Origin of the sequence: Pseudomonas sp. ARP3, from assembly GCF_001029595.1 — a bacterium.
In the GTDB taxonomy this organism is placed as follows: Bacteria; Pseudomonadota; Gammaproteobacteria; order Pseudomonadales; family Pseudomonadaceae; genus Aquipseudomonas; species Aquipseudomonas rhodesiae.
The window spans coordinates 112095-135689 of the sequence record NZ_LEKF01000008.1 but is presented as its reverse complement, the minus strand read 5'-3'; the positions used below and the strand labels follow the sequence as shown (position 1 = coordinate 135689).

At 61.1% G+C, this 23595-nt stretch carries 25 protein-coding genes; 16 read left to right on the top strand and 9 right to left on the bottom strand.

Annotation, left to right across the window (positions count from 1 at the left end):
- Positions 1-80: 80 nt before the first annotated feature.
- Entirely contained in the window at positions 81-1535 is a 1455-nt protein-coding gene (locus tag ABX75_RS12015) for a TrkH family potassium uptake protein (RefSeq protein WP_034100087.1), read from the top strand.
- Here the strand turns inward: ABX75_RS12015 and ABX75_RS12010 are convergent.
- On the bottom strand, positions 1492-2550 hold the full coding sequence (locus ABX75_RS12010) for an AraC family transcriptional regulator (RefSeq protein WP_034100089.1): 1059 nt from the start codon (positions 2548-2550) through the stop codon (positions 1492-1494). The genes ABX75_RS12015 and ABX75_RS12010 overlap by 44 nt on opposite strands.
- A gap of 159 nt (positions 2551-2709) precedes the next feature.
- On the opposite strand from ABX75_RS12010, the gene ABX75_RS12005 reads away from it, so the two are divergent.
- The 4 genes from ABX75_RS12005 (at position 2710) to ABX75_RS11995 (ending at position 4820) form a co-directional block, all read left to right on the top strand.
- Positions 2710-3021 (top strand): DUF962 domain-containing protein, encoded by a 312-nt coding sequence (locus ABX75_RS12005; RefSeq protein ID WP_034100605.1) that lies wholly within the window; start codon positions 2710-2712, stop codon positions 3019-3021.
- 116 nt (positions 3022-3137) lie between these two features.
- Positions 3138-3266 (top strand): hypothetical protein, encoded by a 129-nt coding sequence (locus tag ABX75_RS29660; RefSeq protein WP_256203855.1) that lies wholly within the window; start codon positions 3138-3140, stop codon positions 3264-3266.
- A gap of 72 nt (positions 3267-3338) precedes the next feature.
- Positions 3339-3521 carry a hypothetical protein gene (locus tag ABX75_RS12000; RefSeq protein WP_034100091.1) on the top strand — a complete coding sequence of 61 codons (183 nt, stop codon included), beginning with the start codon at positions 3339-3341 and terminating at the stop codon, positions 3519-3521.
- A gap of 102 nt (positions 3522-3623) precedes the next feature.
- Positions 3624-4820 (top strand): MFS transporter, encoded by a 1197-nt coding sequence (locus ABX75_RS11995; RefSeq protein ID WP_034114969.1) that lies wholly within the window; start codon positions 3624-3626, stop codon positions 4818-4820.
- Here ABX75_RS11995 and arfB read toward each other — a convergent pair.
- Together arfB and ABX75_RS11985 are read right to left on the bottom strand one after the other, a co-directional pair.
- On the bottom strand, positions 4817-5230 hold the full coding sequence (gene arfB / locus ABX75_RS11990) for an alternative ribosome rescue aminoacyl-tRNA hydrolase ArfB (protein ID WP_034114970.1): 414 nt from the start codon (positions 5228-5230) through the stop codon (positions 4817-4819). The two genes, ABX75_RS11995 and arfB, sit on opposite strands and share 4 nt — an antisense overlap.
- A gap of 109 nt (positions 5231-5339) precedes the next feature.
- Complete coding sequence (locus tag ABX75_RS11985; protein WP_034100097.1) at positions 5340-6761, bottom strand: amino acid permease; 1422 nt, start codon at positions 6759-6761, stop codon at positions 5340-5342.
- A gap of 634 nt (positions 6762-7395) precedes the next feature.
- On the opposite strand from ABX75_RS11985, the gene ABX75_RS29385 reads away from it, so the two are divergent.
- Both ABX75_RS29385 and ABX75_RS11975 read left to right on the top strand, forming a co-directional pair.
- Positions 7396-7533, top strand: a complete 138-nt coding sequence (locus tag ABX75_RS29385; RefSeq protein ID WP_034100099.1) for a hypothetical protein — start codon at positions 7396-7398, stop codon at positions 7531-7533.
- A 73-nt stretch (positions 7534-7606) separates the two neighbouring features.
- Positions 7607-8566: a hypothetical protein gene (locus ABX75_RS11975; RefSeq protein WP_034100101.1), complete on the top strand. Its 960-nt coding sequence runs from the start codon at positions 7607-7609 to the stop codon at positions 8564-8566.
- Positions 8567-8665: 99 nt separating this feature from the next.
- Here ABX75_RS11975 and rluB read toward each other — a convergent pair whose 3' ends face one another.
- The 5 genes from rluB to ABX75_RS11950 form a co-directional block, all read right to left on the bottom strand.
- Positions 8666-9874 (bottom strand): 23S rRNA pseudouridine(2605) synthase RluB, encoded by a 1209-nt coding sequence (gene rluB / locus ABX75_RS11970; RefSeq protein ID WP_034100103.1) that lies wholly within the window; start codon positions 9872-9874, stop codon positions 8666-8668.
- Positions 9875-10105: 231 nt separating this feature from the next.
- On the bottom strand, positions 10106-11020 hold the full coding sequence (gene scpB, locus ABX75_RS11965; RefSeq protein WP_034114971.1) for an SMC-Scp complex subunit ScpB: 915 nt from the start codon (positions 11018-11020) through the stop codon (positions 10106-10108).
- A gap of 12 nt (positions 11021-11032) precedes the next feature.
- Positions 11033-11731, bottom strand: coding sequence for a ScpA family protein (locus ABX75_RS11960; RefSeq protein ID WP_164365898.1), 699 nt, complete (start codon positions 11729-11731; stop codon positions 11033-11035).
- Positions 11732-11851: 120 nt separating this feature from the next.
- Positions 11852-12481, bottom strand: a complete 630-nt coding sequence (locus tag ABX75_RS11955) for an L-threonylcarbamoyladenylate synthase (RefSeq protein ID WP_034100108.1) — start codon at positions 12479-12481, stop codon at positions 11852-11854.
- A gap of 13 nt (positions 12482-12494) precedes the next feature.
- Entirely contained in the window at positions 12495-13358 is an 864-nt protein-coding gene (locus ABX75_RS11950) for a PHP domain-containing protein (RefSeq protein WP_034114972.1), read from the bottom strand.
- Between the two features lie 87 nt (positions 13359-13445).
- On the opposite strand from ABX75_RS11950, the gene ABX75_RS11945 reads away from it, so the two are divergent.
- From ABX75_RS11945 to ABX75_RS11915, 7 genes are all read left to right on the top strand, one after another.
- A complete protein-coding gene (locus ABX75_RS11945; protein WP_047881992.1) occupies positions 13446-14042 on the top strand; it encodes a septation protein A in 597 nt (198 codons plus the stop codon).
- 1 nt (position 14043) lies between these two features.
- A complete protein-coding gene (locus tag ABX75_RS11940) occupies positions 14044-14343 on the top strand; it encodes a YciI family protein (protein ID WP_034100114.1) in 300 nt (99 codons plus the stop codon).
- A gap of 107 nt (positions 14344-14450) precedes the next feature.
- On the top strand, positions 14451-14858 hold the full coding sequence (locus ABX75_RS11935) for a translation initiation factor 2 (protein ID WP_034100116.1): 408 nt from the start codon (positions 14451-14453) through the stop codon (positions 14856-14858).
- A gap of 7 nt (positions 14859-14865) precedes the next feature.
- Positions 14866-15543, top strand: a complete 678-nt coding sequence (locus tag ABX75_RS11930; RefSeq protein ID WP_034100118.1) for a response regulator transcription factor — start codon at positions 14866-14868, stop codon at positions 15541-15543.
- A gap of 135 nt (positions 15544-15678) precedes the next feature.
- On the top strand, positions 15679-16143 hold the full coding sequence (locus ABX75_RS11925; RefSeq protein ID WP_034100120.1) for an LTXXQ domain protein: 465 nt from the start codon (positions 15679-15681) through the stop codon (positions 16141-16143).
- A 67-nt stretch (positions 16144-16210) separates the two neighbouring features.
- Positions 16211-17557, top strand: a complete 1347-nt coding sequence (locus ABX75_RS11920; RefSeq protein WP_040269293.1) for a HAMP domain-containing sensor histidine kinase — start codon at positions 16211-16213, stop codon at positions 17555-17557.
- 38 nt (positions 17558-17595) lie between these two features.
- On the top strand, positions 17596-18945 hold the full coding sequence (locus tag ABX75_RS11915; protein ID WP_034100124.1) for a CoA transferase: 1350 nt from the start codon (positions 17596-17598) through the stop codon (positions 18943-18945).
- Positions 18946-18995: 50 nt separating this feature from the next.
- On the opposite strand, the gene arcD (ABX75_RS11910) is transcribed toward ABX75_RS11915, so the two are convergent.
- Positions 18996-20423 carry an arginine-ornithine antiporter gene (gene arcD / locus ABX75_RS11910; RefSeq protein ID WP_047881991.1) on the bottom strand — a complete coding sequence of 476 codons (1428 nt, stop codon included), beginning with the start codon at positions 20421-20423 and terminating at the stop codon, positions 18996-18998.
- A gap of 445 nt (positions 20424-20868) precedes the next feature.
- Between arcD (ABX75_RS11910) and arcD (ABX75_RS11905) the strand changes: the two genes are divergently transcribed.
- Both arcD (ABX75_RS11905) and arcA read left to right on the top strand, forming a co-directional pair.
- Positions 20869-22296, top strand: coding sequence for an arginine-ornithine antiporter (arcD, locus tag ABX75_RS11905; protein ID WP_034100127.1), 1428 nt, complete (start codon positions 20869-20871; stop codon positions 22294-22296).
- A gap of 24 nt (positions 22297-22320) precedes the next feature.
- A complete protein-coding gene (gene arcA / locus ABX75_RS11900; protein WP_034100129.1) occupies positions 22321-23577 on the top strand; it encodes an arginine deiminase in 1257 nt (418 codons plus the stop codon).
- The last annotated feature ends 18 nt before the right edge of the window (positions 23578-23595 follow it).

The window sequence follows — 23595 nt, the reverse complement described above, 5'->3', positions numbered from 1 at the left end:
ACGGCGTTCCCGGCTACGCAGGTTTACATGCCCTGCACCCCAGGTAGAATGGCGCCTCTGCCCTATCTCGAGCGAACTTCATGGCGTTGCCGACCCTGCGCATCATCGGATTCATCATCGGCATCTTCCTGATCACCCTTGCGATCGCCATGGTCGTGCCCATGGCCACTCTGGTCATTTTCGAACGCACCAGCGACCTGCCCTCCTTTTTATGGGCCAGCCTGATCACGTTTGTCGCCGGCCTGGCGCTGGTTATCCCCGGTCGCCCCGAGCAGGTGCACCTGCGCCCGCGGGACATGTACCTGCTCACCGTCAGCAGTTGGCTGGTGGTGTGTGTGTTCGCCGCGTTGCCGTTTCTGCTGACCCAGCACATCAGTTATACCGACTCGTTTTTCGAAAGCATGTCCGGCATCACCGCCACCGGGTCCACGGTGCTGAGCGGTCTGGACAGTATGTCGCCGGGCATCCTGATGTGGCGCTCGCTGCTGCACTGGCTGGGGGGCATCGGGTTTATCGGCATGGCGGTAGCGATCCTGCCGCTGCTGCGCATTGGTGGCATGCGTCTGTTCCAGACCGAATCCTCGGACCGTTCGGAAAAGGTCATGCCGCGCTCGCACATGGTGGCGCGGCTGATCGTAGCCGCGTATGTGGGCATCACCATCCTCGGCAGCCTGGCGTTCTGGTGGGCCGGTATGGGCCTGTTCGACGCGATCAACCATGCGATGTCGGCGATTTCCACCGGTGGTTTCTCCACCTCCGATCAGTCCCTGGCCCACTGGGAGCAACCGGCGGTGCACTGGGTGGCGGTGGTGGTGATGATCCTCGGCAGCCTGCCGTTCACCCTGTACGTCGCCACATTGCGCGGCAACCGTCGGGCATTGATCAAGGATCAGCAGGTGCAAGGTCTGCTTGGCTTGCTGCTGGTGACCTGGCTGGTGCTCGGCACCTGGTACTGGTGGACCACCAATCTGCACTGGCTGGAGGCGCTGCGCCACGTCGCGCTGAACGTCACATCGGTAGTGACCACCACCGGTTTTGCGCTGGGGGACTACAGCTTGTGGGGCAATTTCTCACTGATGCTGTTCTTCTACCTGGGGTTTATCGGCGGCTGTTCGGGCTCCACGGCGGGCGGGATCAAGATTTTTCGCTTTCAGGTCGCCTATATCCTGCTCAAGGCCAACTTGAACCAATTGATTCACCCACGCGCGGTGATCAAGCAGAAGTACAACGGCCACCGCCTCGACGAAGAGATCGTGCGCTCGATCCTGACCTTTTCGTTTTTCTTCGCCATCACCATCTGCGCCATCGCCCTGGCCCTGTCGCTGCTGGGCCTGGACTGGATGACCGCCCTGACCGGCGCCGCCAGCACCGTGTCCGGCGTCGGCCCGGGCCTGGGAGAGACCATTGGCCCGGCCGGCAACTTCGCCAGCCTGCCGGACGCGGCCAAGTGGATTCTGTCCCTGGGCATGCTGCTGGGCCGACTGGAGATCATCACAGTCTTTGTTCTGTGTATCCCGGCGTTCTGGCGTCACTGACCGTCGACGCGTCCTGCAACCGCGCCCGGTACTCACCGGGCGTGGCATCGAACCAACGGCGAAACGCGCGAAAGAAATTACTCGGGTCGGCGAACCCCAACAGGTAGGCAATTTCCAGCAGGGTCATGCTCGGCTGCGCCAGGTATTGCTCAGCCAATTCGCGCCGTGTGTCGTCGAGCAAAGTTTGGAAACTAGTGCCCTCTTCCTGCAAACGCCGTTGCAAGGTGCGTTGGGACAGGTGCAGCGTCCGGGCCACGACCTCGCGCTTGGGCTCACCCTGCGGCAGCAAGCGGCAGAGCACTTGACGCGCCTTGTGGGTCACACGGCTTTCCGAGAAGCGCGCCAGGTATTCGCCGGCAAAGCGATCATGCAGCAGCGCCATGGCTTCATTGGCCGTGGGCAGCGGTGTGTCCATATCGGCACGCTCGAAGATCAACGCGTCATAGGGCGCATTGAATTCCAGCGGCGCATGGAACGCCTGCTTGTAGGGCGCCAGGTCCAGCGGTGGTTCGCCTTGTAACAGGACTTTGCGCGGATGCAGGGTTCGCCCGGTCAACCAGCCGCATAGCGCTAGCGCACAGGCCAGGGAGGCTTCGGCGCTTTGTCGGGTTGGAGGCAGATGGTCGCCATGCACCGTCAGAATCAGCGCATAGCCTTCGGGTAACAGGCGGAAACTCAAGTCGGCACTTTCGGCAATGATGCGCTGATAGCGCACCAGCCGCATAAAGCCTTCGGCCAGGGTGTTGCTGGACATCAGCGCATAGCCAGCCACATGGAACGACGCCGGGCGCACCACTTTGCCCATGTTCAATCCAATCGCCGGGTTGCCTGACAGCTCAACCGCGCGCTGCCACAGCCGGGTCATGGAATCCTGTGGGAAGCGCGCGTCGGGATCGCTCAAGGCGGCGTAGTCCAAACCCAGTTGCTTGAACAGGGCTTGGCAATCGAGGCCGTCCATTTCCAATGCCTTGACTATCCCCATCGCCCAGCTTGCAGAAGTTGTTCGTTCGCTCATGGCGTCTTCTTAATTAAGCAGGCTCAACGCCAGCCAGGAAGGCAAGGATACTAAAGTGGCATCTATTGTCACTGGCTGTTACCAGTGATCACTCTAGACTCAAATAAGCTCCCCGCCGAACATCTGTTGGGCGGCATAACAATCAAAGGGCCGGTCACCGTGGAAAATACCAAGCGATTCAGCAGCTTCGCCGAGTTCTACCCGTACTACTTGCAGGAACACGGAAACAGCACCTGTCGCCGCCTGCACTTTATCGGCACCACGCTGGTGATCGCCATCCTGGCGTATGCCATTGGCCGAGGTTCACTTGGCTTGCTGCTGGCGGTGCCGATCGCCGGCTACGGGTTTGCCTGGGTTGGCCACTTCTTCTTCGAAAAGAACCGTCCGGCGACGTTTCAGCACCCGTTCTACAGCCTGCTGGGGGATTTTGTGATGTACCGCGACATGATTCTGGGCAAGGTGCCGTTCTAGGTCATGTGGATATAAAAATCTTTTTGTCATTTACAGTGCTGTATCCTGCGAAAGCTTTTTGAAAGCGCGGAATCACCTGCGATTGAAAAAAACAGACTTTGCGAGGAGCGACGACAATGCACGAGATCCCTAATCTCCCCTTCCCAAGCCTGCACGAAACTGAGCAGCCAACCCCGCAACAGGCCAGCGACAAGCAGCCTGAGGCCAAAGAAGCCAAACCAGTCGACAGCGAACGCCACGACTGACGCCGTACCAGACCGTGTGGAAAGCGCACCATCGAGCGCTTTCCACACTGCCTGAAGCCAAGAGATTTTCCTATGACCGACACCCTCCCCGACAACCCGGACACAGCCATCCTCGATGCGGCCTTGCAGATGGTCGAGGTGTGGAATCGCCTGAGCGCCGATAAGCAAGCCATGCTGCTCAAGCGTTTCGGCACCCAGGAAAACGCCCTGGCCGCTCTGGTGACCACGCAATTGCTGAGCCCTGCCCAAGCGTGAGCTTTTTGAACTGAGCTTTTTGTGGATTGCCGCCCTGCGCGGGCCAAACCACCGGTATCATTAGCAGCCTATCTTTACCTGCTGCGAATGTGGACCCTTCCCATGCCCGATACCCAGCGCCCCATGGCGGTCACGCTGCAAGTTGTTTCCATCGTCTTATTCACCTTTATCGGTTACCTGAATATCGGCATTCCCCTGGCCGTATTGCCAGGCTATGTGCACAGCGAACTGGGGTTTGGCGCGGTGATCGCCGGGCTGGTGATCAGCGTGCAATACCTGGCCACATTGCTGAGCCGCCCGTACGCCGGGCGCATCATCGATAACCTGGGCAGCAAGCGCGCCGTGCTGATCGGCCTGACGGGCTGCGGCCTGAGCGGTGTGTTCATGCTACTGGCGGCGTGGTTTTCCAGCCTGCCGGCGCTGAGCCTGGGTAGCCTGCTGATCGGCCGCCTAGTGCTGGGCAGCGCTGAGAGCCTGGTGGGTTCGGGCGCCATCGGTTGGGGCATCGGCCGCGTAGGCGCGGCCAACACCGCCAAAGTCATCTCGTGGAACGGTATCGCCAGCTATGGCGCGCTGGCCGTCGGCGCGCCGTTGGGGGTGCTGCTGGTCAGCCATCTGGGGCTGTGGAGCATGGGGGTGAGCATCATCCTGCTGGCCGCCGTGGGGCTGTTGCTGGCGTGGAACAAAGTCGCGGCGCCGATTGTGAGCGGTGTGCGTCTGCCATTTATGAATGTGTTGGGGCGCGTGCTGCCTCACGGCTGCGCGCTGGCCCTGGGCTCTATCGGCTTTGGCACTATCGCCACGTTCATCACCTTGTATTACACCACCCAGCACTGGGATAACGCGGTGTGGGCCTTGAGCCTGTTCGGTGCCAGCTTTATCGGGGCGCGCCTGTTGTTTGGCAACCTGATCAACCGCATCGGCGGCTTTCGCGTAGCAATCGCCTGCCTGTCGGTGGAGATCCTCGGTCTACTGTTGCTGTGGCTGGCCCCGGACGCCAACCTGGCCCTGGCGGGTGCGGCGTTGAGCGGCTTCGGGTTTTCCCTGGTGTTTCCGGCGCTGGGGGTGGAGGCGGTCAACCTGGTGCCGGCCTCCAGCCGTGGTTCGGCGGTGGGGGCTTATTCGTTGTTCATCGACTTATCATTGGGCGTCACCGGCCCGCTGGCCGGCGCCGTGGCGGCGGGCTTCGGCTTTGCCTCGATCTTTCTGTTCGCCGCCCTCGCCGCCCTCGGTGGCTTGCTGCTAAGCCTGTACTTGTACCGTCAGGCGCCCAAAGCCCGCGAAGCACGCGACGCCTAGAAATCGACCTTGCCGCGCCCGGCCTTGATGCTGCCGCGCTTGGTCTTGGATTCCAGGCGACGCTTCTTCGAACCCAGGGTCGGCTTGGTCGGGCGACGCTTCTTCTCCACCTTGGTGGCGCTCTGGATCAATTCCACCAGCCGCGCCAGCGCATCGGCGCGATTCTGCTCTTGGGTCCGATACGACTGAGCCTTGAGCACCAGCACACCGTCGCTGGTGATGCGACTGTCACGCAGCGCCAGCAGCCGCTCTTTGTAGAACTCCGGCAGCGACGACGCAGGGATATCGAATCGCAGGTGCACCGCGCTCGACACCTTATTGACGTTCTGCCCGCCAGCACCCTGGGCGCGGATGGCAGTCAACTCGATTTCGGCATCGGGCAGGTGGACGTTGTTGGAAATCACCAGCATGGGCAATAGGTTCCTCTGGGGGCGGCCAAGGATACGCGAATGCGCTCAGCCTATGCCCTAAAACGACAAACCCGGCGCATGGCCGGGTTTGCTCGACTGCCGAAAATCCTTACTTCAGCGCAGACGCGACCAAGTCCAGACGCTGCTGCGCACTGCGTTTGTTCTTGATCCAATAACACACGGCCATAAATGCCACCCACACCGGGATCGCATACACCGACACCTGGATGCCCGGAATCATCAGCATGACCACCAGGATAAACACCACGAACGCCAGGCAGATGTAATTACCGTACGGGTACCACAGCGCCTTGAACAACGGCACCTGGCCGGTGCGGTTCATGTGTTGGCGGAATTTGAAGTGGGAAAAGCTGATCATCGCCCAGTTGATCACCAGCGTGGCCACCACCAACGACATCAACAGTTCCAACGCGTGCTGCGGAATCAGGTAGTTCATCAGCACCGCCACCAGGGTGATCGCCGCCGAGGCGAGGATCGAACGTACCGGCACGCCGCGCTTGTCGATCTTGGCCAGCGCCCGCGGGGCATCGCCCTGTTCGGCCATGCCCAGCAGCATGCGGCTGTTGCAGTACGTGCCGCTGTTGTACACCGACAGCGCCGCCGTCAACACCACGAAGTTGAGGATGTGTGCCGCGGTGTTGCTGCCCAGCATCGAGAACACCTGCACGAACGGGCTGCCGCTGTAGGCATCGCCGGACGCGTTGAGGGTCGTCAATAGGCTGTCCCAGGGCGTCAGCGACAACAGCACCACCAGGGCGCCGATGTAGAAAATCAGGATGCGGTAGATCACCTGATTGATCGCCTTGGGGATCACGGTGCGCGGCTGATCGGCTTCGGCAGCTGTAAAACCGAGCATTTCCAGGCCGCCAAACGAGAACATGATGATCGCCATGGCCATCACCAAGCCGCCGACACCGTGGGGGAAGAAGCCGCCGTGGTCCCACAGGTTGCTCACCGACGCCTGCGGGCCGCCGCTGCCGCTGACCAACAAGTAGCTGCCCAGGGCAATCATGCCGACAATCGCCACCACTTTGATGATGGCAAACCAGAACTCGGCTTCGCCGAACACTTTGACGTTGGCCAGGTTGATCACATTGATCAGCACGAAGAAGGCCGCCGCAGAGACCCAGGTCGGGATCTCCGGCCACCAGTAGTGCACGTACTTGCCAACAGCCGTCAGCTCCGACATGCCAACCAGAATGTACAGAATCCAGCAGTTCCAGCCCGACAGGAAGCCGGCGAAACCGCCCCAGTACTTGTGGGCAAAATGACTGAAGGAACCGGCAACCGGCTCTTCGACGATCATTTCGCCAAGCTGGCGCATGATCATGAAGGCAATGAAGCCGCAGATAGCATAACCCAGGATCATCGACGGGCCGGCGGACTTGAGCACGCCGGCCGAGCCCAGGAACAGGCCGGTGCCGATGGCGCCACCGAGGGCGATCAACTGGATATGACGGTTTTTCAGGCCACGTTTCAGTTCGCCTGAAGAGGAATCGGGTCCACTCATGGAAAGGGTCTCACGCAAGGTTTGATGATGTTGAATGCACGTTGCTGTCTTGAATCTCTGCTCAAGCAGCGCCGCTCAAACCCCAGCGCAGGCACCAGGAATACAGCGTCTTTCTAAGGGTCATGCGTCACCTGTTTGTTTTTATCTGTGACGAAATCGAACCCGTCCGGCTCGTGGCCGGGCGGAGTGATCGGGGTGGCTAACCCCAGGTTTTGGCCTTTTGCGCAGGTACGCAAAGGGGGTCACAGTAAAACGCGCGCATTGTACACCGCTCGACAGCCTGGGGCGGCCATTGCAGCGGGCGTGCGACGATCTGTCAGGCATTCCTTACAGCGCCGAATAACTCAATAATGCCGCGAACAAGTCGTAAATTAATCGTTACAGCGCGGAAAATCCTCGTTACAGCTGTAACTCACGGGAAAATTGACGCTCAGAAATTTCCTTCATGATGGCCATCCCCAGTTTCTTGAATTTCCTCGGAAAAAAATTCGCGGGGAAAATCAGAACAAAAAATCCAAATGAGACCGTGTCAATAAAAATTTTGCATTCTGAAACACCCTCACCTAGGTTTCCCACTTGCCCAGCGAGACCGCTGGCAAGCCGTTCTCAAACAACGTCCTCTAGGAGATACACCATGCAAGTACTGGAAAACGACCTGGAAACCGAACTGCAACTCGACGATTGGTTTGAAGCGCCGACCCATGAGGCCGCCGTAGAAATGATGCAAGCCGATGCTGTTGTGCCGTTTGGCACCGCGATGTGGCCTTTCTAATCCACGACAGGCATCCAGCGGGTGCTGTGCACGGCACCCGCTCCCTTACCCAAGACACACAAGGACATCCGTCATGGACAAGGCCCGCGCCGTCGAACATTTCCTCTACTACCTGGCTCATCATCCGGCCCTCAACGGCCTGAGCTGCCCGACCGTGCTACTGGGCCATACCGAGCGCTACGACGCTATCGCCCGCGCCATTACCCAAGGCAGCGCCGGTCGCTTCAATTTCCAAGTGCAGCGCCTGGACCTGACCGCCAGCGATGCCATGGCCCAGGCCATCGAAGCCTGCGACCTGTACCTGTTCCTCTACGATTCCTCCACGCTGCCCAACCCACGCGCCGAAGGCCCGGACTTTATCCGCGCCCTGCAAGCGGTGATGGCCGAACACTGGAAGAAGTCCCTGCTGTTCAAGGATTACGGCGACTATTTCTACGATACGTTCAGCGTCGAGCCACAACGCATCGCCGACCTCAACGCCACGCTGATCCGACGCATGGGCCAGGCCACGGTGCTGAGCTTCACCGACAAGCACGGCTCACGCCTTCAGGCGCCCCTGAGCAGCATCAAGAAGTGGACGAATATCAACGGCGTCGGCAACCACGACCTGGCTCCCGGCGAGATCGCCACCCACAGTGAAGCGATTAGTGGTCAGGTGCGGTTTGTCGGCACATTCCTCAGCACCATCCCCTTCGCGCGTAAATACGGCGTGCTGCAATCACCGCTGGAGCTGTGGATCGAGAATTCGACCATCTGCAGCGTGGCCAGCGACGTGCCGGGGCTGGCCGATGACTTCAACAAATACCTCAACGCCAACCCGTCCAACCGCCGTGTGGAGGAACTCGGCATCGGCACCAATGAAGGGGTCAAGGATTTATACGCACGCAATGCCGGCTTCGAGGAGCGCCATTGCGGTTTGCATCTAGGCTTGGGGGGCGGGCAGAAAGGCAGTCATCACCTGGACTTGATCTTTGCCAGTGGGGTGTTGGCGTTGGATGACAAGCCCGTGTTCGATGGCAGGTTTGCGTTCTAGCGCCAGCTACCAGTCGCAAGCCACAAACAAAAAAAAGCGCCAACCCGTGAGGGCTAGCGCTTTTTCTTACAGCTTGCAGCTAAAAACTTACCACTGCTCTTAAGGCTTCTTGCGACCAAACCCTGGACGCTGACCGGAACCGCCCGGAGCGCCACGGCGCTTGCCCGATGGCTCGTCCGCGACCAGTTTCGGGCCAGGGCGTTTGTTCGCCGCCGGCTTGGCTGGGCGCTTGGTGCTGGCGCTGTCGGCCGGGCGATCGGCTTCACCCCGGTTGCTGCGGCCACCGGTCGGTGCAGGTCGCGGAGCGCGTGGCGCACGTTCGCCTTCCTGACGCGACGGCGCGGTCGGGCGACGCTCGCCTTCGATGTGCGGTTCGCGGGAGATACGCCCGCCAGTCGCCGGTGCATTCAGGGCCGGGCGCAGGGTGCGAGCAACGCGTTCGGTACGGGCTACCGGGCGCGACGATTTACGCTGCATCCGCTCAAGCTTGTCTTTGCTCTTGGCGTTCATCTGCGGCATCGCCACCGGGGTCAGACCCACTTCGGCACTGAGGATGTCGACTTCGTACTGGCTCATTTCGCGCCAGCGCCCCATCGGCAGGTCGGAATTCAGGAACACCGGGCCGAAACGCACGCGCTTGAGGCGGCTGACCACCAGGCCCTGGGATTCCCACAGACGGCGCACTTCGCGGTTACGGCCTTCCATCACCACGCAGTGGTACCAGTGGTTGAAGCCTTCGCCACCCGGTGCCTGCTTGATGTCGGTGAACTTGGCGGGGCCGTCTTCCAGCACCACACCGGCCTTGAGGCGTTCGATCATCTCGTCGTCGACTTCGCCACGTACACGCACGGCGTATTCGCGGTCCATCTCGTAGGACGGGTGCATCAGACGGTTGGCCAGCTCGCCGTCGGTGGTGAACATCAGCAGGCCGGTGGTGTTGATGTCGAGACGACCGATATTGATCCAGCGGCCTTCTTTCGGCTTAGGCATCTTGTCGAACACGGTCGGACGGCCTTCCGGGTCGTCACGGGTGCAAATTTCGCCATCGGGCTTGTTGTACATGATCACGCGGCGCACCGATTCGGCGGCCTCTTCGCGCTTGATGACCTTGCCATCGATGGTGATTGCATCATGCAGATCGACGCGCTGGCCAAGGGTGGCTTCCACGCCATTGACCTTGATGCGCTTCTGGGTGATCCAGGCTTCGACGTCGCGGCGCGAGCCCACGCCGATACGCGCCAGCACCTTTTGCAGCTTTTCGCCTGCTGGGCCGATTTCCTGGCTGTCGTTCTGGTCTTTATCGTTCATCTTAAGCACCTCCCGGTGGGTCGATTCAGGCGTGGCCTGAAGAGTGTTGAAAGCGGGGCTTTGGCCGAATAGCTCGGCAAAGGGTCGCGAATCATACGCGCATGGCGCGCGTTGCGCATCAGAGAGTAGTCGATAAGCGCCAGGTCATTGATTTTTCCGCCGACCGGTGATGCCCAAAGCACCGCTGAACCCTTGTGGAAGGGGGCAAGCCCCCTCCTACATTGGACTGCGTCAGTCTTCGAACTGGCGGCGTTCGTTCTCGATGGCTTCGGCCAGGGCCCGGGCTTCGTCTTCTTCGTCGCTCAAGGGCGGTTGTTCAAGGGCGGCGACGGCGGCCAGGAGTTTTTCGCGGGCTTCGGCAACGCCGAGGATATCGTCCTCAGGTTCAGGTTCGACCTCCACGCTGACCGGGGCTTCGGGCTCGGCCTCACCATCGCGCAGCAAGTCATCGAAGTCGGTCTTGATGCCCTGCTCCATGTCGTCCAGTTCCAGCAACAGGGTGTGGAAACTGGTCTCGTCCTTCGGCTCCTCCGGCTCGGCGCTGGCGTCGGCCAGCTCCTGCAACCCCGCCGGAACCGGCGCGTCGTCGAAATCGAGTACCGGTTCGGCCTCCATTTCGCGCAATTCGGCGAGTGGCGGCAGGTCATCGAGGTTTTTCAGGTTGAAGTGGTCGAGGAACACTTTGGTGGTGGCGAACATCGCCGGTTTGCCCGGCACGTCGCGGTAGCCGACGATGCGAATCCACTCACGCTCCAGCAGCGTCTTGACGATATGGCTGTTGACCGCCACGCCACGCACATCCTCGATCTCGCCCCGGGTGATCGGCTGGCGATAGGCAATCAATGCCATGGTCTCCAGCATCGCCCGCGAATAGCGCTGCGGACGTTCTTCCCACAAACGCCCCACCCAAGGGGAAAATTTCTCACGGATCTGCAAGCGATAACCCGACGCTACTTCGCGCAGTTCAAAGGCACGGCCGTCGCAGGATTTACGCAGGATCTCCAGGGCCTTCTTGAACACCGGCGGCTCGGGACGCTCGGCCTCTTCAAACAGCTCAAACAGGCGCTCCAGGGACTGCGGCTTGCCCGAGGCCAGAAGAAAAGCCTCCAGCAAGGGGGCCAGTTCGCGAGGTTCAGTCAGATTCATGGTGTCAGCTCTTTATTCGGCTCGCGCCCGCACGTGGATAGCCGCAAAAGGCTCATTCTGGACCAGCTCGACTAAGGATTCCTTGACCAGTTCGAGGATCGCCATAAACGTCACCACCACACCCAGGCGCCCTTCTTCGGCGGTAAACAGCTCGACAAACGGCACAAACCCGCCGCCCTTGAGGCGCTCCAACACATCGCTCATGCGCTCGCGGGTGGACAGCGCTTCGCGGCTGACCTGGTGGCTTTCAAACATATCGCCCCGGCGCAGCACCTCGGCCATGGACATAAGCAGTTCTTCCAGGCTCACGTCCGGCAGCAACTTGCGCGCGCGGGCCTCGGGGGCGTCGAGCTTGGGCACCACCACATCACGACCGACGCGGCTCAAGCCGTCGATGCCCTCGGCGGCGGCCTTGAAGCGCTCGTACTCCTGCAGGCGTCGGATCAGTTCGGCGCGCGGGTCATCCTCTTCGGCCTCCACCGTCTCCGAGCGCGGCAACAGCATGCGCGATTTGATCTCGGCGAGCATGGCCGCCATCACCAGATACTCGGCGGCCAGCTCCAGACGCACCGACTGCATCAGCTCGACATAGCCCATGTACTGGCGGGTGATTTCCGCCACGGGGATGTCGAGGATATTGATGTTCTGTTTACGGATCAGGTACAGCAGCAAGTCCAGCGGGCCTTCGAATGCTTCCAGGAACACTTCCAGCGCATCCGGCGGGATGTACAGGTCCAGCGGCATTTCCATGACCGCCTGGCCGTACACCATCGCGAACGGCAGTTCCTGCTGGGCGCCTGCCTGGGGATCGACGGATTCCACAGCGGACATTCAGGCCTCGGCCATAAAGGGCGCGGGGTCGCCGCAACCGACGCGGATCACTTCCGGCTCGCCATCGGCCAGATTGATCACGGTGGACGCCTTGGCGCCGCCGAAACCGCCGTCGATGATCAGGTCCACCTGTTTTTCCAAGAGCTGACGCATCTCGTACGGATCTTCCAGCGGCTCGGTCTCGCCGGGCATGATCAGCGACACACTCATCAGGGGCTCACCCAGCTCGGCCAACAGCGCCAGGGCAATCGGATGCTCCGGCACGCGCAGGCCGATGGTGCGCTTCTTGGGGTGCAGCAGCAGGCGCGGCACTTCGCGGGTGGCGTTGAGAATAAAGGTGTAAGGCCCCGGCGTGTGGGCCTTGAGCAGGCGGAAGGTGCCGGTATCGACCTTGGCGAACAGCCCCAATTGGGACAGGTCGCTGCAGATCAGCGCAAAGTTGTGTTTGTCGTCCAACTGACGCAAACGTCTGACCCGTTCGACCGCGCCTTTATCGCCGATCTGACAACCGATGGCGTAGGACGAATCGGTGGGGTAGATCACCACGCCGCCGGCGCGAATAATCTCCACGGCCTGTTTAATCAGGCGTGGCTGGGGGTTTTCCGGATGAATCTGGAAGAATTGACTCACGTGCTCTACCTGTTCAGACGGTGGCAATAATGGGGTCATGCTTGAATCGCCCCCACAAGAGCGGCAAATCTTCCGGGACCGGACGATACTCACCGATCTCGGACCAGCCGCCTGGGCCATGAAAGTCACTGCCGGCACTGACCAGCAGACCAAATTCACGGGCAAGAATCGCCAGACTGCCAACCTGCTCGGCGGGTTGATGCCCGTTGACCACTTCGATAGCGTGGCCTCCCGCTCCAATATAGTCGCCGATCAGCTTGCGACGTTTGCTGCGGGTGAAATCGTAATGCCAGGGATGCGCCAGGCTGACCCAAGCCCCAGAGGCCCGCAGGGTCTCGACGGTGTCCTCCAGGCTCGGCCAGTGTTGCTTGACGTCACCCAGCTTGCCGGCGCCCAGCCATTTGCGAAAGGCTTCGGCACGGTCCCGCACGAACCCTTGGCGCACCATCCAGTCGGCAAAATGCGGACGGGCCGGCGCGTTGCCGCTGTCGCCCAGCTCCTGCTGGATGGCCCGCGCGCCGTCGAGGGCGTTGGGCATGCCTTTAAGGCCAAGCTTGCGGCTTATTTCTTCGGACCGCAGCCAACGCCCATCGTGCAAATCGGCGATGGCCCGGACCAGCGGCGCGGCATTTTGGTCGAAACCGTAGCCAAGCACATGAATAGTGGCGCCGCCCCAGGTGCAGGACAACTCCACACCGTTGACCAGCTGCATGCCCAGGGCCTGGGCCGCCGCGCGGGCTTCGTCCAGGCCTTCTAGGGTGTCGTGGTCGGTCAACGCCAGGACTCGCACGCCGTGTTCAAACGCTCGCGCAACCAGTGCCGCGGGCGCCAGGGCGCCGTCGGAGGCTGTGCTGTGGCAGTGCAAATCAACATTCACGGGGGGTTGTAACCTCAAGTCAGCTGGCGCTTTCGCTACCAAGGATGTTTGTTATTATGCCGACACATCCAGCTTCTGGCTCTTACTGTGAAACAATTCATCGACTTCATCCCGCTGTTGCTGTTTTTCATCGTTTACAAACTCGACCCCAGGGTCATCGATATCGCCGGCCATGAGCTGACCGTCGGAGGCATCTACAGCGCCACCGCAGTGCTGATCATCAGCTCTATCCTGGTCTATGGCGCCCTCTTCATCTCCCAGCGCAAACTGGAAAAAAGCCAATGGCTGACCCTGGTCGCGTGCCTGGTCTTCGGCAGCCTGACCCTGGCCTTCCACAGCGAAACCTTCCTTAAATGGAAAGCCCCGGTGGTGAACTGGCTGTTCGCCCTGGCGTTCATCGGTAGCCATTTCATCGGTGATCGCCTGTTGATCAAGCGGATCATGGGCCATGCGCTGACTTTGCCGGAGCCGGTCTGGACCCGCTTGAACGTGGCGTGGGTCGCGTTTTTTATCTTTTGCGGGGCCGCCAACCTGTTTGTGGCCTTTACCTTTCAAGACTACTGGGTCGACTTCAAAGTGTTCGGTAGCCTGGGCATGACCGTGTTGTTCCTGATCGGTCAAGGTATCTACCTGTCGCGCCACCTGCATGACACCGACCCCACCACGCCGAAGACCGAGGACTGACATGCTCTACGCCATCATTGCCACCGATGTTGCCCACTCCCTGGATAAGCGCATGTCCGTGCGCCCGGCGCACGTCGAACGCCTCAAGCAGCTGCAGGCCGAAGGCCGCATCGTGCTGGCCGGGCCGCACCCTGCCGTCGAGAGCGATGACCCGGGCGAGGCTGGTTTCACCGGCAGCCTGATCGTCGCCGAATTTCCATCTTTGGCTGAAGCCAAAGCCTGGGCCGACGCCGATCCGTACGTGGCAGCAGGCGTCTACGCCAACGTGGTGATCAAACCGTTCAAGCAAGTCCTGCCTTAACCCGCAGGCGTGCCGAACCTATTGCGTTCGGCACACTCCTAATGGCTCATTATTCCCGGTAACCTGCCGACAACCTTCTGAATATTCGTGTGGAATCAGGAGTTCCGATGCGCTTACGTCAGTTGTGTCTGTTGGCAGTGTTAATGATCGGGGCTACGGCCCACGCTGAAGAACCCTCGAACACCGGCAGCTCCACGCCCCTGTCCTTGAGTGCCGGCGCCCAGATCACCGAGTTGCAGCAACGCTTGAAAGACAGCGAACGGCAACGTGAAGAACTGAGCAAGCAACTGCAAAGCGCGGATGCGACCCGCGAGAGCGCCCAATTGAGTCGCCTTCGCCAAGAGAACCAACGCCTGGCCCAGCAACTCAAAGACGCACAGGGCGGCGGCTTGACCCGATGGCTGACCGAGCAACAGCAGTGGTTCGTCACCGGTGGCGCCGTTGCTTTGATTGCCCTGTTGTGTGGGATCTTCGCCAGCGGGGGGCACCGTCGCCGTCGACAATGGCTAAATTGAGTGAGTCATGAGCGAGCTGTTACTGATAGATGATGACCAGGAGCTCTGCGAGCTGCTGACCAGTTGGTTAAGCCAGGAAGGTTTCCAGGTGCGTGCCTGTCACGATGGCCTGAGTGCGCGCAAGGCCCTGGCCGACAGTGCCCCCGCCGCCGTGGTGCTGGACGTGATGCTGCCCGACGGCAGCGGCCTGGAGTTACTCAAGCAGTTACGCACCGACCACCCGGAATTGCCCGTGCTGATGCTCTCGGCGCGCGGCGAACCGCTGGATCGCATCCTCGGCCTGGAGCTGGGCGCTGACGATTACCTGGCCAAACCTTGCGATCCTCGGGAATTGACCGCACGCCTGCGCGCCGTGCTGCGCCGTAGTCACCCGACGGCCGTATCGACCCAGCTCGAACTGGGCGACCTGTGTTTCAGCCCGGTGCGCGGCGTGGTCAGCATCGATGAACAGGAATTCGCCCTTACTGTCTCCGAAAGCCGCCTGCTCGAAGCCCTGCTGCGTCAGCCCGGCGAGCCACTGGACAAACAGGAACTGGCGCAAATCGCCCTGGGTCGCAAGCTGACCCTATACGACCGTAGCTTGGATATGCACGTCAGCAACCTGCGCAAAAAGATCGGCCCCCACCCCGATGGCCGGCCCCGGATCGTGGCGCTGCGTAGTCGTGGCTATTACTACAGCCTCTGACCTGGCTGCCGGGTTTTGTCAGCGCCGGACAAAACCCTCTTTACCGAAGCTTTACTCACACCTGACCGCCGCTGACCTTGATCTGCGTAACCTACTCACATCCGGACTCACCGGAATAGAGACAGGAGAATCACCATGCGCAAGACCCTTATCGCTTTGATGTTCGCCGCAGCCCTGCCCACCGTCGCCATGGCCATGCCAGAAGGCCCGACCCCAGGCCCAATGGGCGGTCCTGAAGGCCATATGATGGGTGGCCCAGGTCACGGCGAACACGGTCCGCGCGGCAAAGGCGGCCCGTTCAGCCAACTGGACCTGAGCAAAGAACAGCGCGAGCAGATCGGCAAACTGATGGGCGACCAATGGCACGCTCGCAAGGATCTGGTCAAAAAGTACCTGGACAAACTGCCGCCTGCCGAGCAGAAAGCCATGCAGGATGAAATCGCCGCCGGCCGCCAGAAAACCCAGGCGGATATCCGCGCAGTACTTAAGCCGGACCAGCAGAAGAAGTACGACGAGATCGTCAAGAAGCAAGCCGAGCGTCGTGCCGAGTGGCAGCAGTTCCAGGCGTGGAAAGCCCAACAGCCGCAAAAAGCGCAATAATGCGTCCGCGTTAATCCCCCAGCCCAGTGGCCAACGCCACTGGGCTTTTCCTGTTTGAGGGTGTCCTGTGCGTTCATTGTTCTGGCGAATCCTGGCAAGTTTCTGGCTAGCCATCGCCCTGGTTGCCGGCTTGTCGATCCTGCTGGGGCATATGCTCAATCAAGATGCGTGGATTCTGAGTCGCCATCCCGGCCTGAGTAACCTGGCTCAAGAGTGGACCCAACTCTACGAAGCCCAGGGCGAGGACGCGGCTCAAGACTTGCTGCAACAGCGCAAGCGTCAGTACCACATTGACGTCCAAGTGCTGAATGAAAGCGGTGAACCTGTGGTGCGCGGCACCTTCCCACGCCGTGCGGCCGCGTTTGAAGCGCGCCAGAACGACAACAAGGACAGCCACCTGCCCTGGCGCCGACTGACCGCCGAATACACCAGCGAAAAAACCGGCGACACCTACCTGCTGATCTATCGTATCCCCCACCCGGAACTCGATGCCTGGCACCGCAGCAGCCTGGCCTGGCCCTTGAGCGCGCTGGCTATCGCCCTGGTGGTGCTGACGCTGTTCAGCCTGTTCGTCACCTTGTCCATCACCCGCCCGCTCAGCCGCCTGCGCGGCGCAGTGCATGACCTGGGCCAGGCCACCTACCAGCAGAACAGTCTGGCGCGCCTGGCCAATCGGCGTGACGAGTTCGGCGTACTGGCTACCGACTTCAACCGCATGGGCGCCCGCCTGCAAAGCTTGATCGGCAGCCAGCGCCAGTTGCTGCGCGACGTGTCCCACGAACTGCGCTCGCCTCTGGCGCGTCTGCGCATCGCTCTAGCCCTGGCCGAACGCGCCAGCCCCGATGAACGGGAACGACTCTGGCCACGCCTGACCCGCGAATGCGACCGTCTGGAGGCGCTGATCAGCGAGATCTTGGTACTGGCCCGCGTTGACGCCGACAACGCCAGCGCTGAGGAGGTGGACCTCAACCCCTTGCTCAAAACCTTGCAAAAAGACGCCCAGCTCAGCGCGCCGGACCAAGTGGTGCACCTGAGCGCCGACACCGACCTGCACCTCAAGGGCTGGCCGACCATGATCGAACGGGCGGTGGATAACCTGCTGCGCAATGCCCAGCGCTTCAACCCAACGGACCAGCCCATCGAGTTGCAAGCCCAGCGTCAGGGTGAACGCATTGTGATCAGCGTGCGCGACCACGGCCCCGGCGTCGATGCCGAACACTTGAGCCAACTGGGCGAGCCGTTCTACCGCGCGCCGGGCCAGACCGCCCAAGGTCACGGCCTGGGCCTGGCGATTGCCCGGCGCGCAGCGGAACGCCACGGCGGCAGCCTAAGCCTGGCCAACCATCCAAGTGGCGGTTTCATCGCCAGCCTCGACCTGCCGTTGCAACCCGGGGTTGTCACTCCCGCCGGCTGATCTTCTATAGTGGCTCTTCTCAAAAAGGAGGGCCTTTGATGACTGATCTGCTGACTCCCATCCAAGCCGCACTCGATCTGCCGCAAACACCGCTGCCCCTGACGGGTGCCGGCGCCCTGCCCTCGGCCTTTGCCGTGACCGATCTGGCCTGCGCCAGCATCGGCGCCGCCGGCCAGGCCGTGGCTGAGCTGATCCGGCAACAGACCGAACGCTTGCCCGCCGTCAGCGTGGACCGACGTTTGGCGTCCTGGTGGTTCTCCTCCTCGATCCGCCCGCTGGGCTGGCAAGTGCCGCCGCTGTGGGACCCGGTAGCCGGCGACTACGCCAGCGCCGACGGCTGGATTCGCCTGCACACCAACGCCCCCCATCACCGCGCCGCCGCCGAGCAGGTGCTGGGTAAAGTCCGTGATCGCACAGAGATGGCCAACAAAGTCGCGGCGTGGAAGGCCGCCGATCTGGAACAGGCGGTTGTGGAGGCCGGCGGTTGTGCCGCGCAGATGCGTGCTTGGCCGGCCTGGCAGCAACATCCCCAAGGCCTGGCAGTGAATGCCGAGGCCCTCGTGCAGCGCCAGACCTTCACAACCACCATCAATAAACCCTGGACTGGCTCGGTGGCACGGCCACTGGCCGGGCTCAGGGTGCTGGACCTGACCCGCGTGCTGGCTGGCCCCGTGGCCAGTCGTTTTCTGGCCGGGCTGGGCGCGGATGTGCTGCGCATCGACTCGCCGACCTGGGACGAGCCGGGTGTGGTGCCGGAAATGACCCTGGGCAAGCGTTGCGCTCGGCTGGATTTGAAAACCCACGAAGGCCGGCAGCGGTTCGAAGCCTTGCTCAAGGACGCCGACCTCCTGTTCCACGGTTATCGCGCCGACGCCCTTGAACACTTGGGCTATAACGCCGAAGGCTTGCAACGCATCGCCCCCGGTCTGATCGACGTCAGCCTCAATGCCTACGGCTGGAGCGGCCCATGGCGCAACCGCAGAGGGTTCGACAGCCTGGTGCAAATGAGCAGCGGCATCGCCGAGGCGGGCATGGCCTGGCAGCAGGCCGACAAACCGGTGCCGCTTCCCTTGCAGGCGCTGGACCATGCCACCGGTTACCTGATGGCCGCCAGCGCGCTACAAGCCTTGAGCGAACGCTTGAAGTCCGGCCGGGGTGGATCGGCGCGCTTGTCCCTGGCGCGCACGGCGAAACTGTTGGTAGACGCCGGGCAGGCGCCGCAGCAACCGGCGCTGAGGCCCGAGGAGCCTGACGATCAAGGGCTGCTGGTTGAACAAACCGCCTGGGGCCCGGCGCATCGGCTGCTGCCCCCCGTCAGCATCAACGGCACACCGTTGCAGTGGGATCTGCCGGCCGGAGAACTGGGTTCACATCGGCCACAGTGGTGATCGTCTGCCCTTGTTGAGATGCCGATAGGGCTGCGCCACGCTGCTCACTGTCACAACGACAGTACCCCGCTGTATAACCCATAGGCCGCCAGCCCCGCGCCGGCAATCACGCAGCTGAAAATGCCTTTTTCCACATGGGTGAACAACGGCAGGCCCTGTTCGCGCTTGGCGAGGGCGAACAGAATCACACCCGGCGCATACAGCAGCGCCGATAAGAGCAAGTACTTCAACCCGCCGGCGTACAGCAGCCACACCGCGTAGCCGAGGGCGACCAGGCCGATAAGCAAGTCTTTGAGACGCTGGCGGTGGGCGCCTTCGTAGGTCTCGCCGCGCCCGCTCAACAACACCGCATACGCCGCCGACCACAGGTAAGGCACCAGAATCATCGACGACGCCAAGTAGATCAGCTTGGTGTAGGTGCTGTGGGAAAACAGCGTGATCACCAGAAAAGCCTGGATCATCAGATTGGTCAGCCACAGCGCGTTGACCGGCACCTGGTTGGCGTTTTCCTTTTTCAGGAAGGCCGGCATGGTCTTGTCATGGGCGGTGGCGTAGAGAATTTCCGCGCACAACAAGGCCCACGACAGCAACGCACCGAGCAGCGACACCGCCAGCCCGACGCTGATCAACAGCGCCCCCCACGGCCCGACGATGCGCTCGAGTACGCCGGCCAGCGATGGGTTTTGCAGCCCCGCCAACTCCGGCCGGCTCATGACCCCCAAGGACAACACATTCACCAGCACCAGCAACGCCAACACGCCGAGAAAGCCGATCACCGTGGCCCGGCCGACGTCTGAGCGCTTCTCGGCCCGCGCTGAATACACGCTGGCGCCTTCGATGCCGATAAACACAAACACGGTGACCAGCATCATGTTGCGCACCTGCTCCACCACCCCGCCGATCTGCGGGTTGCCCAGGCCCCAGATATCCCGGGTGAACACGTCGGCCTTGAATGCCAGGGCGGCAATCACGATAAACATCAGCAGCGGTACGATTTTCGCGACGGTGGTGACCTGGTTGATAAACGCCGCCTCCTTGATCCCACGCAGCACCAGAAAATGCACAGCCCACAGCAACAACGAGGCACAGCCGATGGCCACCGGGGTATTGCCCTGGCCAAAGACCGGGAAAAAGTAACCGAGGGTGCTGAACAGCAGCACGAAGTAACCGACGTTGCCCAGCCAGGCACTGATCCAGTAACCCCAGGCTGATGAGAAACCCATGTAATCGCCAAACCCGGCCTTGGCGTAGGCATACACCCCGGAGTCAAGCTCGGGTTTACGGTTAGCCAGGGTCTGGAATACGAAAGCCAGAGTCAGCATGCCTACGGCAGTGATCGCCCAACCGATCAATACGGCGCCGACTTCGGCGCGTGCGGCCATGTTCTGGGGCAACGAGAAAATCCCCCCACCGATCATAGACCCCACCACCAAAGCGATCAGGCCACTGAGGCGAAGTTTCTGGGTTGTTTGAGACATGAGTACTCCTGACTGAAACCACTTGAGCCAACAACTGTGCACTCAACTTATTTAATCGTTCGAGTGTAGCGCTTATTACCGAGCGTAATTTAACCGCCATGCTCATAACGCAAAGGCATGACAGTTAATAGAGTTTAGGCTTATTTAGAATTTAAATACGACTGGGCACACCAAGTATTGCTCGCTAGTTCGCAGGCGGCTCTGAAAAAGTTTGCACATTCAGGAATCCGGTCTAGCTTCAAACGTTCATATATCGCAACAAATGATTAACCACACGTACAAAGCGCTCTAGAAAGCGCTTTTGCGGGGCAAGCCAAGGTTCATCGGTTTGCCTTTAAGTCATTAATTCACAATGGAATGTGCCAATGAAGTGATCTGAGTCAGCTGTTTGATTAGCGCACGGATTTATTCTGTGGTCTCTCTTCTCCTGCATTGGAGTTATGCAATGTCTGAATCTCCCGGAAAACTTCGATTAGGCGCCTTGGTTGCACTTGTCGTCGGCTCGATGATCGGCGGCGGCATTTTCTCATTACCGCAAAACATGGCCGCCAGCGCCGATGTCGGTGCGGTATTGATCGGTTGGGTCATTACGGCCATCGGCATGCTGACCCTCGCGTTCGTGTTCCAGACCCTGGCCAACCGCAAGCCCGACCTCGACGGCGGTGTGTACGCCTACGCCAAGGCCGGTTTCGGCGACTACATGGGTTTCTCCTCAGCCTGGGGTTACTGGATCAGTGCGTGGCTGGGCAACGTCGGTTACTTCGTGCTGCTGTTCAGCACCCTCGGTTACTTCTTTCCGATCTTCGGCGAAGGCAACACCCCGGCTGCGGTAATCGGCGCCTCGGTGCTGTTGTGGGCCGTGCACTTTCTGGTGCTGCGCGGCATCAAGGAAGCGGCGTTCATCAACCTGGTGACCACCGTCGCCAAGGTGGTGCCGCTGGTGCTGTTCGTGTTGATCGCCCTGTTCGCGTTCAAGCTGGACATCTTCACCGCTGACATCTGGGGCGTAAAAAACCCGGACCTGGGCAGCGTGATGAACCAAGTGCGCAATATGATGCTGGTCACCGTATGGGTGTTCATCGGCATCGAAGGCGCAAGCATCTTCTCGGCCCGTGCGGAAAAACGCACCGATGTGGGCAAGGCCACAGTGATCGGGTTTATCACCGTGCTGCTGTTCCTGATGCTGGTCAACGTGTTGTCCCTGGGCATCATGACCCAACCGGAACTGGCCAAGTTGCAGAACCCATCGATGGCTGCCGTGCTGGAGCACGTGGTGGGCCACTGGGGCGCGGTGTTGATCAGTGTCGGCTTGATCATCTCGCTGCTGGGGGCATTGCTGTCGTGGGTACTGTTGTGTGCGGAGATCATGTTCGCCGCCGCCAAGGACCACACCATGCCGGAGTTCCTGCGCAAGGAAAACGCCAACCACGTACCGGCCAACGCCCTGTGGCTGACCAACGCGATGGTGCAACTGTTCTTGATCATCACCTTGTTCTCGGCCAGTACTTACCTGTCGCTGATCTACCTCGCCACCTCGATGATTCTGGTGCCCTACCTGTGGTCGGCCGCTTATGCCCTGCTGCTGGCGGTGCGCGGCGAAACTTACGAAAACGCCCTGGCCGAGCGCAAGAAAGACCTGTTTATCGGTGCCATCGCGCTGATCTACGCGATCTGGCTGCTCTACGCCGGCGGTACCAAATACCTGCTGCTGTCCGCCCTGCTCTATGCACCCGGCGCGATTCTGTTCGCCAAGGCCAAGCATGAACTGGGCAAACCGATTTTCACCAACGTCGAGAAGCTGATTTTCGCCGCGGTAGTCATTGGCGCCCTGGTGGCGGCCTATGGACTCTACGACGGCTTCCTGACCTTGTAATTGTTGTTCATTGGAGGATCTGAAATGACCACGGAAAAAGTGAAGTACGGCGTCCACTCCGAAGCCGGCAAACTGCGCAAAGTCATGGTGTGCTCCCCAGGTTTGGCCCACCAGCGGCTGACCCCCAACAACTGCGATGAACTGCTGTTCGATGACGTGCTGTGGGTGGCCCAGGCCAAGCGCGACCACTTCGATTTCGTCACCAAGATGCGCGAGCGGGACATTGATGTGCTGGAAATGCACAACCTGCTGACCGATATCGTCGCGATGCCCGAAGCGCTGGACTGGATCCTGTCGCGCAAAATCACCGCCAACACGGTCGGCCTGGGCCTGGTCGAAGAGGTCAATTCCTGGCTGCGCAGCCTGGAGCCGCGCAAGATCGCCGAATTCCTGATCGGCGGCGTGTCCGCCGATGACCTGCCAAGCAGTTTCGGCGGCCGAACCATCGAGATGTTCCGCGACTTCCTCGGCCATTCCAGCTTCATTCTGCCGCCGCTGCCCAACACCCAGTTCACCCGCGACACCACTTGCTGGATCTACGGCGGCGTGACGCTCAACCCAATGTACTGGCCGGCGCGACGCCAGGAAACCTTGCTGACCAGCGCCATCTACAAATTCCATCCCGAGTTCACCAACGCCGACTTCCAGATCTGGTACGGCGACCCCGACCAGGAACACGGCGCCGCCACGTTGGAAGGCGGTGACGTGATGCCAATCGGCAACGGCGTGGTGTTGATCGGCATGGGCGAGCGTTCGTCCCACCAGGCCATCGGCCAACTGGCGCGCAACCTGTTCAAAAACAAAGCGGTGGAACGGGTGATCGTGGCCGGCCTGCCGAAGTCCCGCGCCGCAATGCACCTGGACACTGTGTTCAGCTTCTGCGACCGCGACCTGGTCACCATTTTCCCCGAAGTGGTCAACCAGATCGTGCCGTTCACCCTGCGCCCCGACGAGAGCAAGCCCCACGGCATCGATATCCAACGGGAAACAACCAACTTCGTCGACACCGTGGCCGCGGCGCTCAACCTCAAGGCCCTGCGCGTGGTCGAGACCGGCGGTAACAGCTTCGCCGCCGAGCGCGAGCAGTGGGACGACGGCAACAACGTGGTGGCCGTGGAGCCGGGCGTGGTGATCGGCTACGACCGCAACACCTACACCAACACCCTGCTGCGCAAGGCCGGCGTGGAAGTCATCACCATCAGCGCCGGTGAACTGGGCCGCGGCCGTGGCGGCGGCCACTGCATGACCTGCCCGATCATCCGCGACCCAATCGACTACTAATTTTCAAGCCATGGCCGC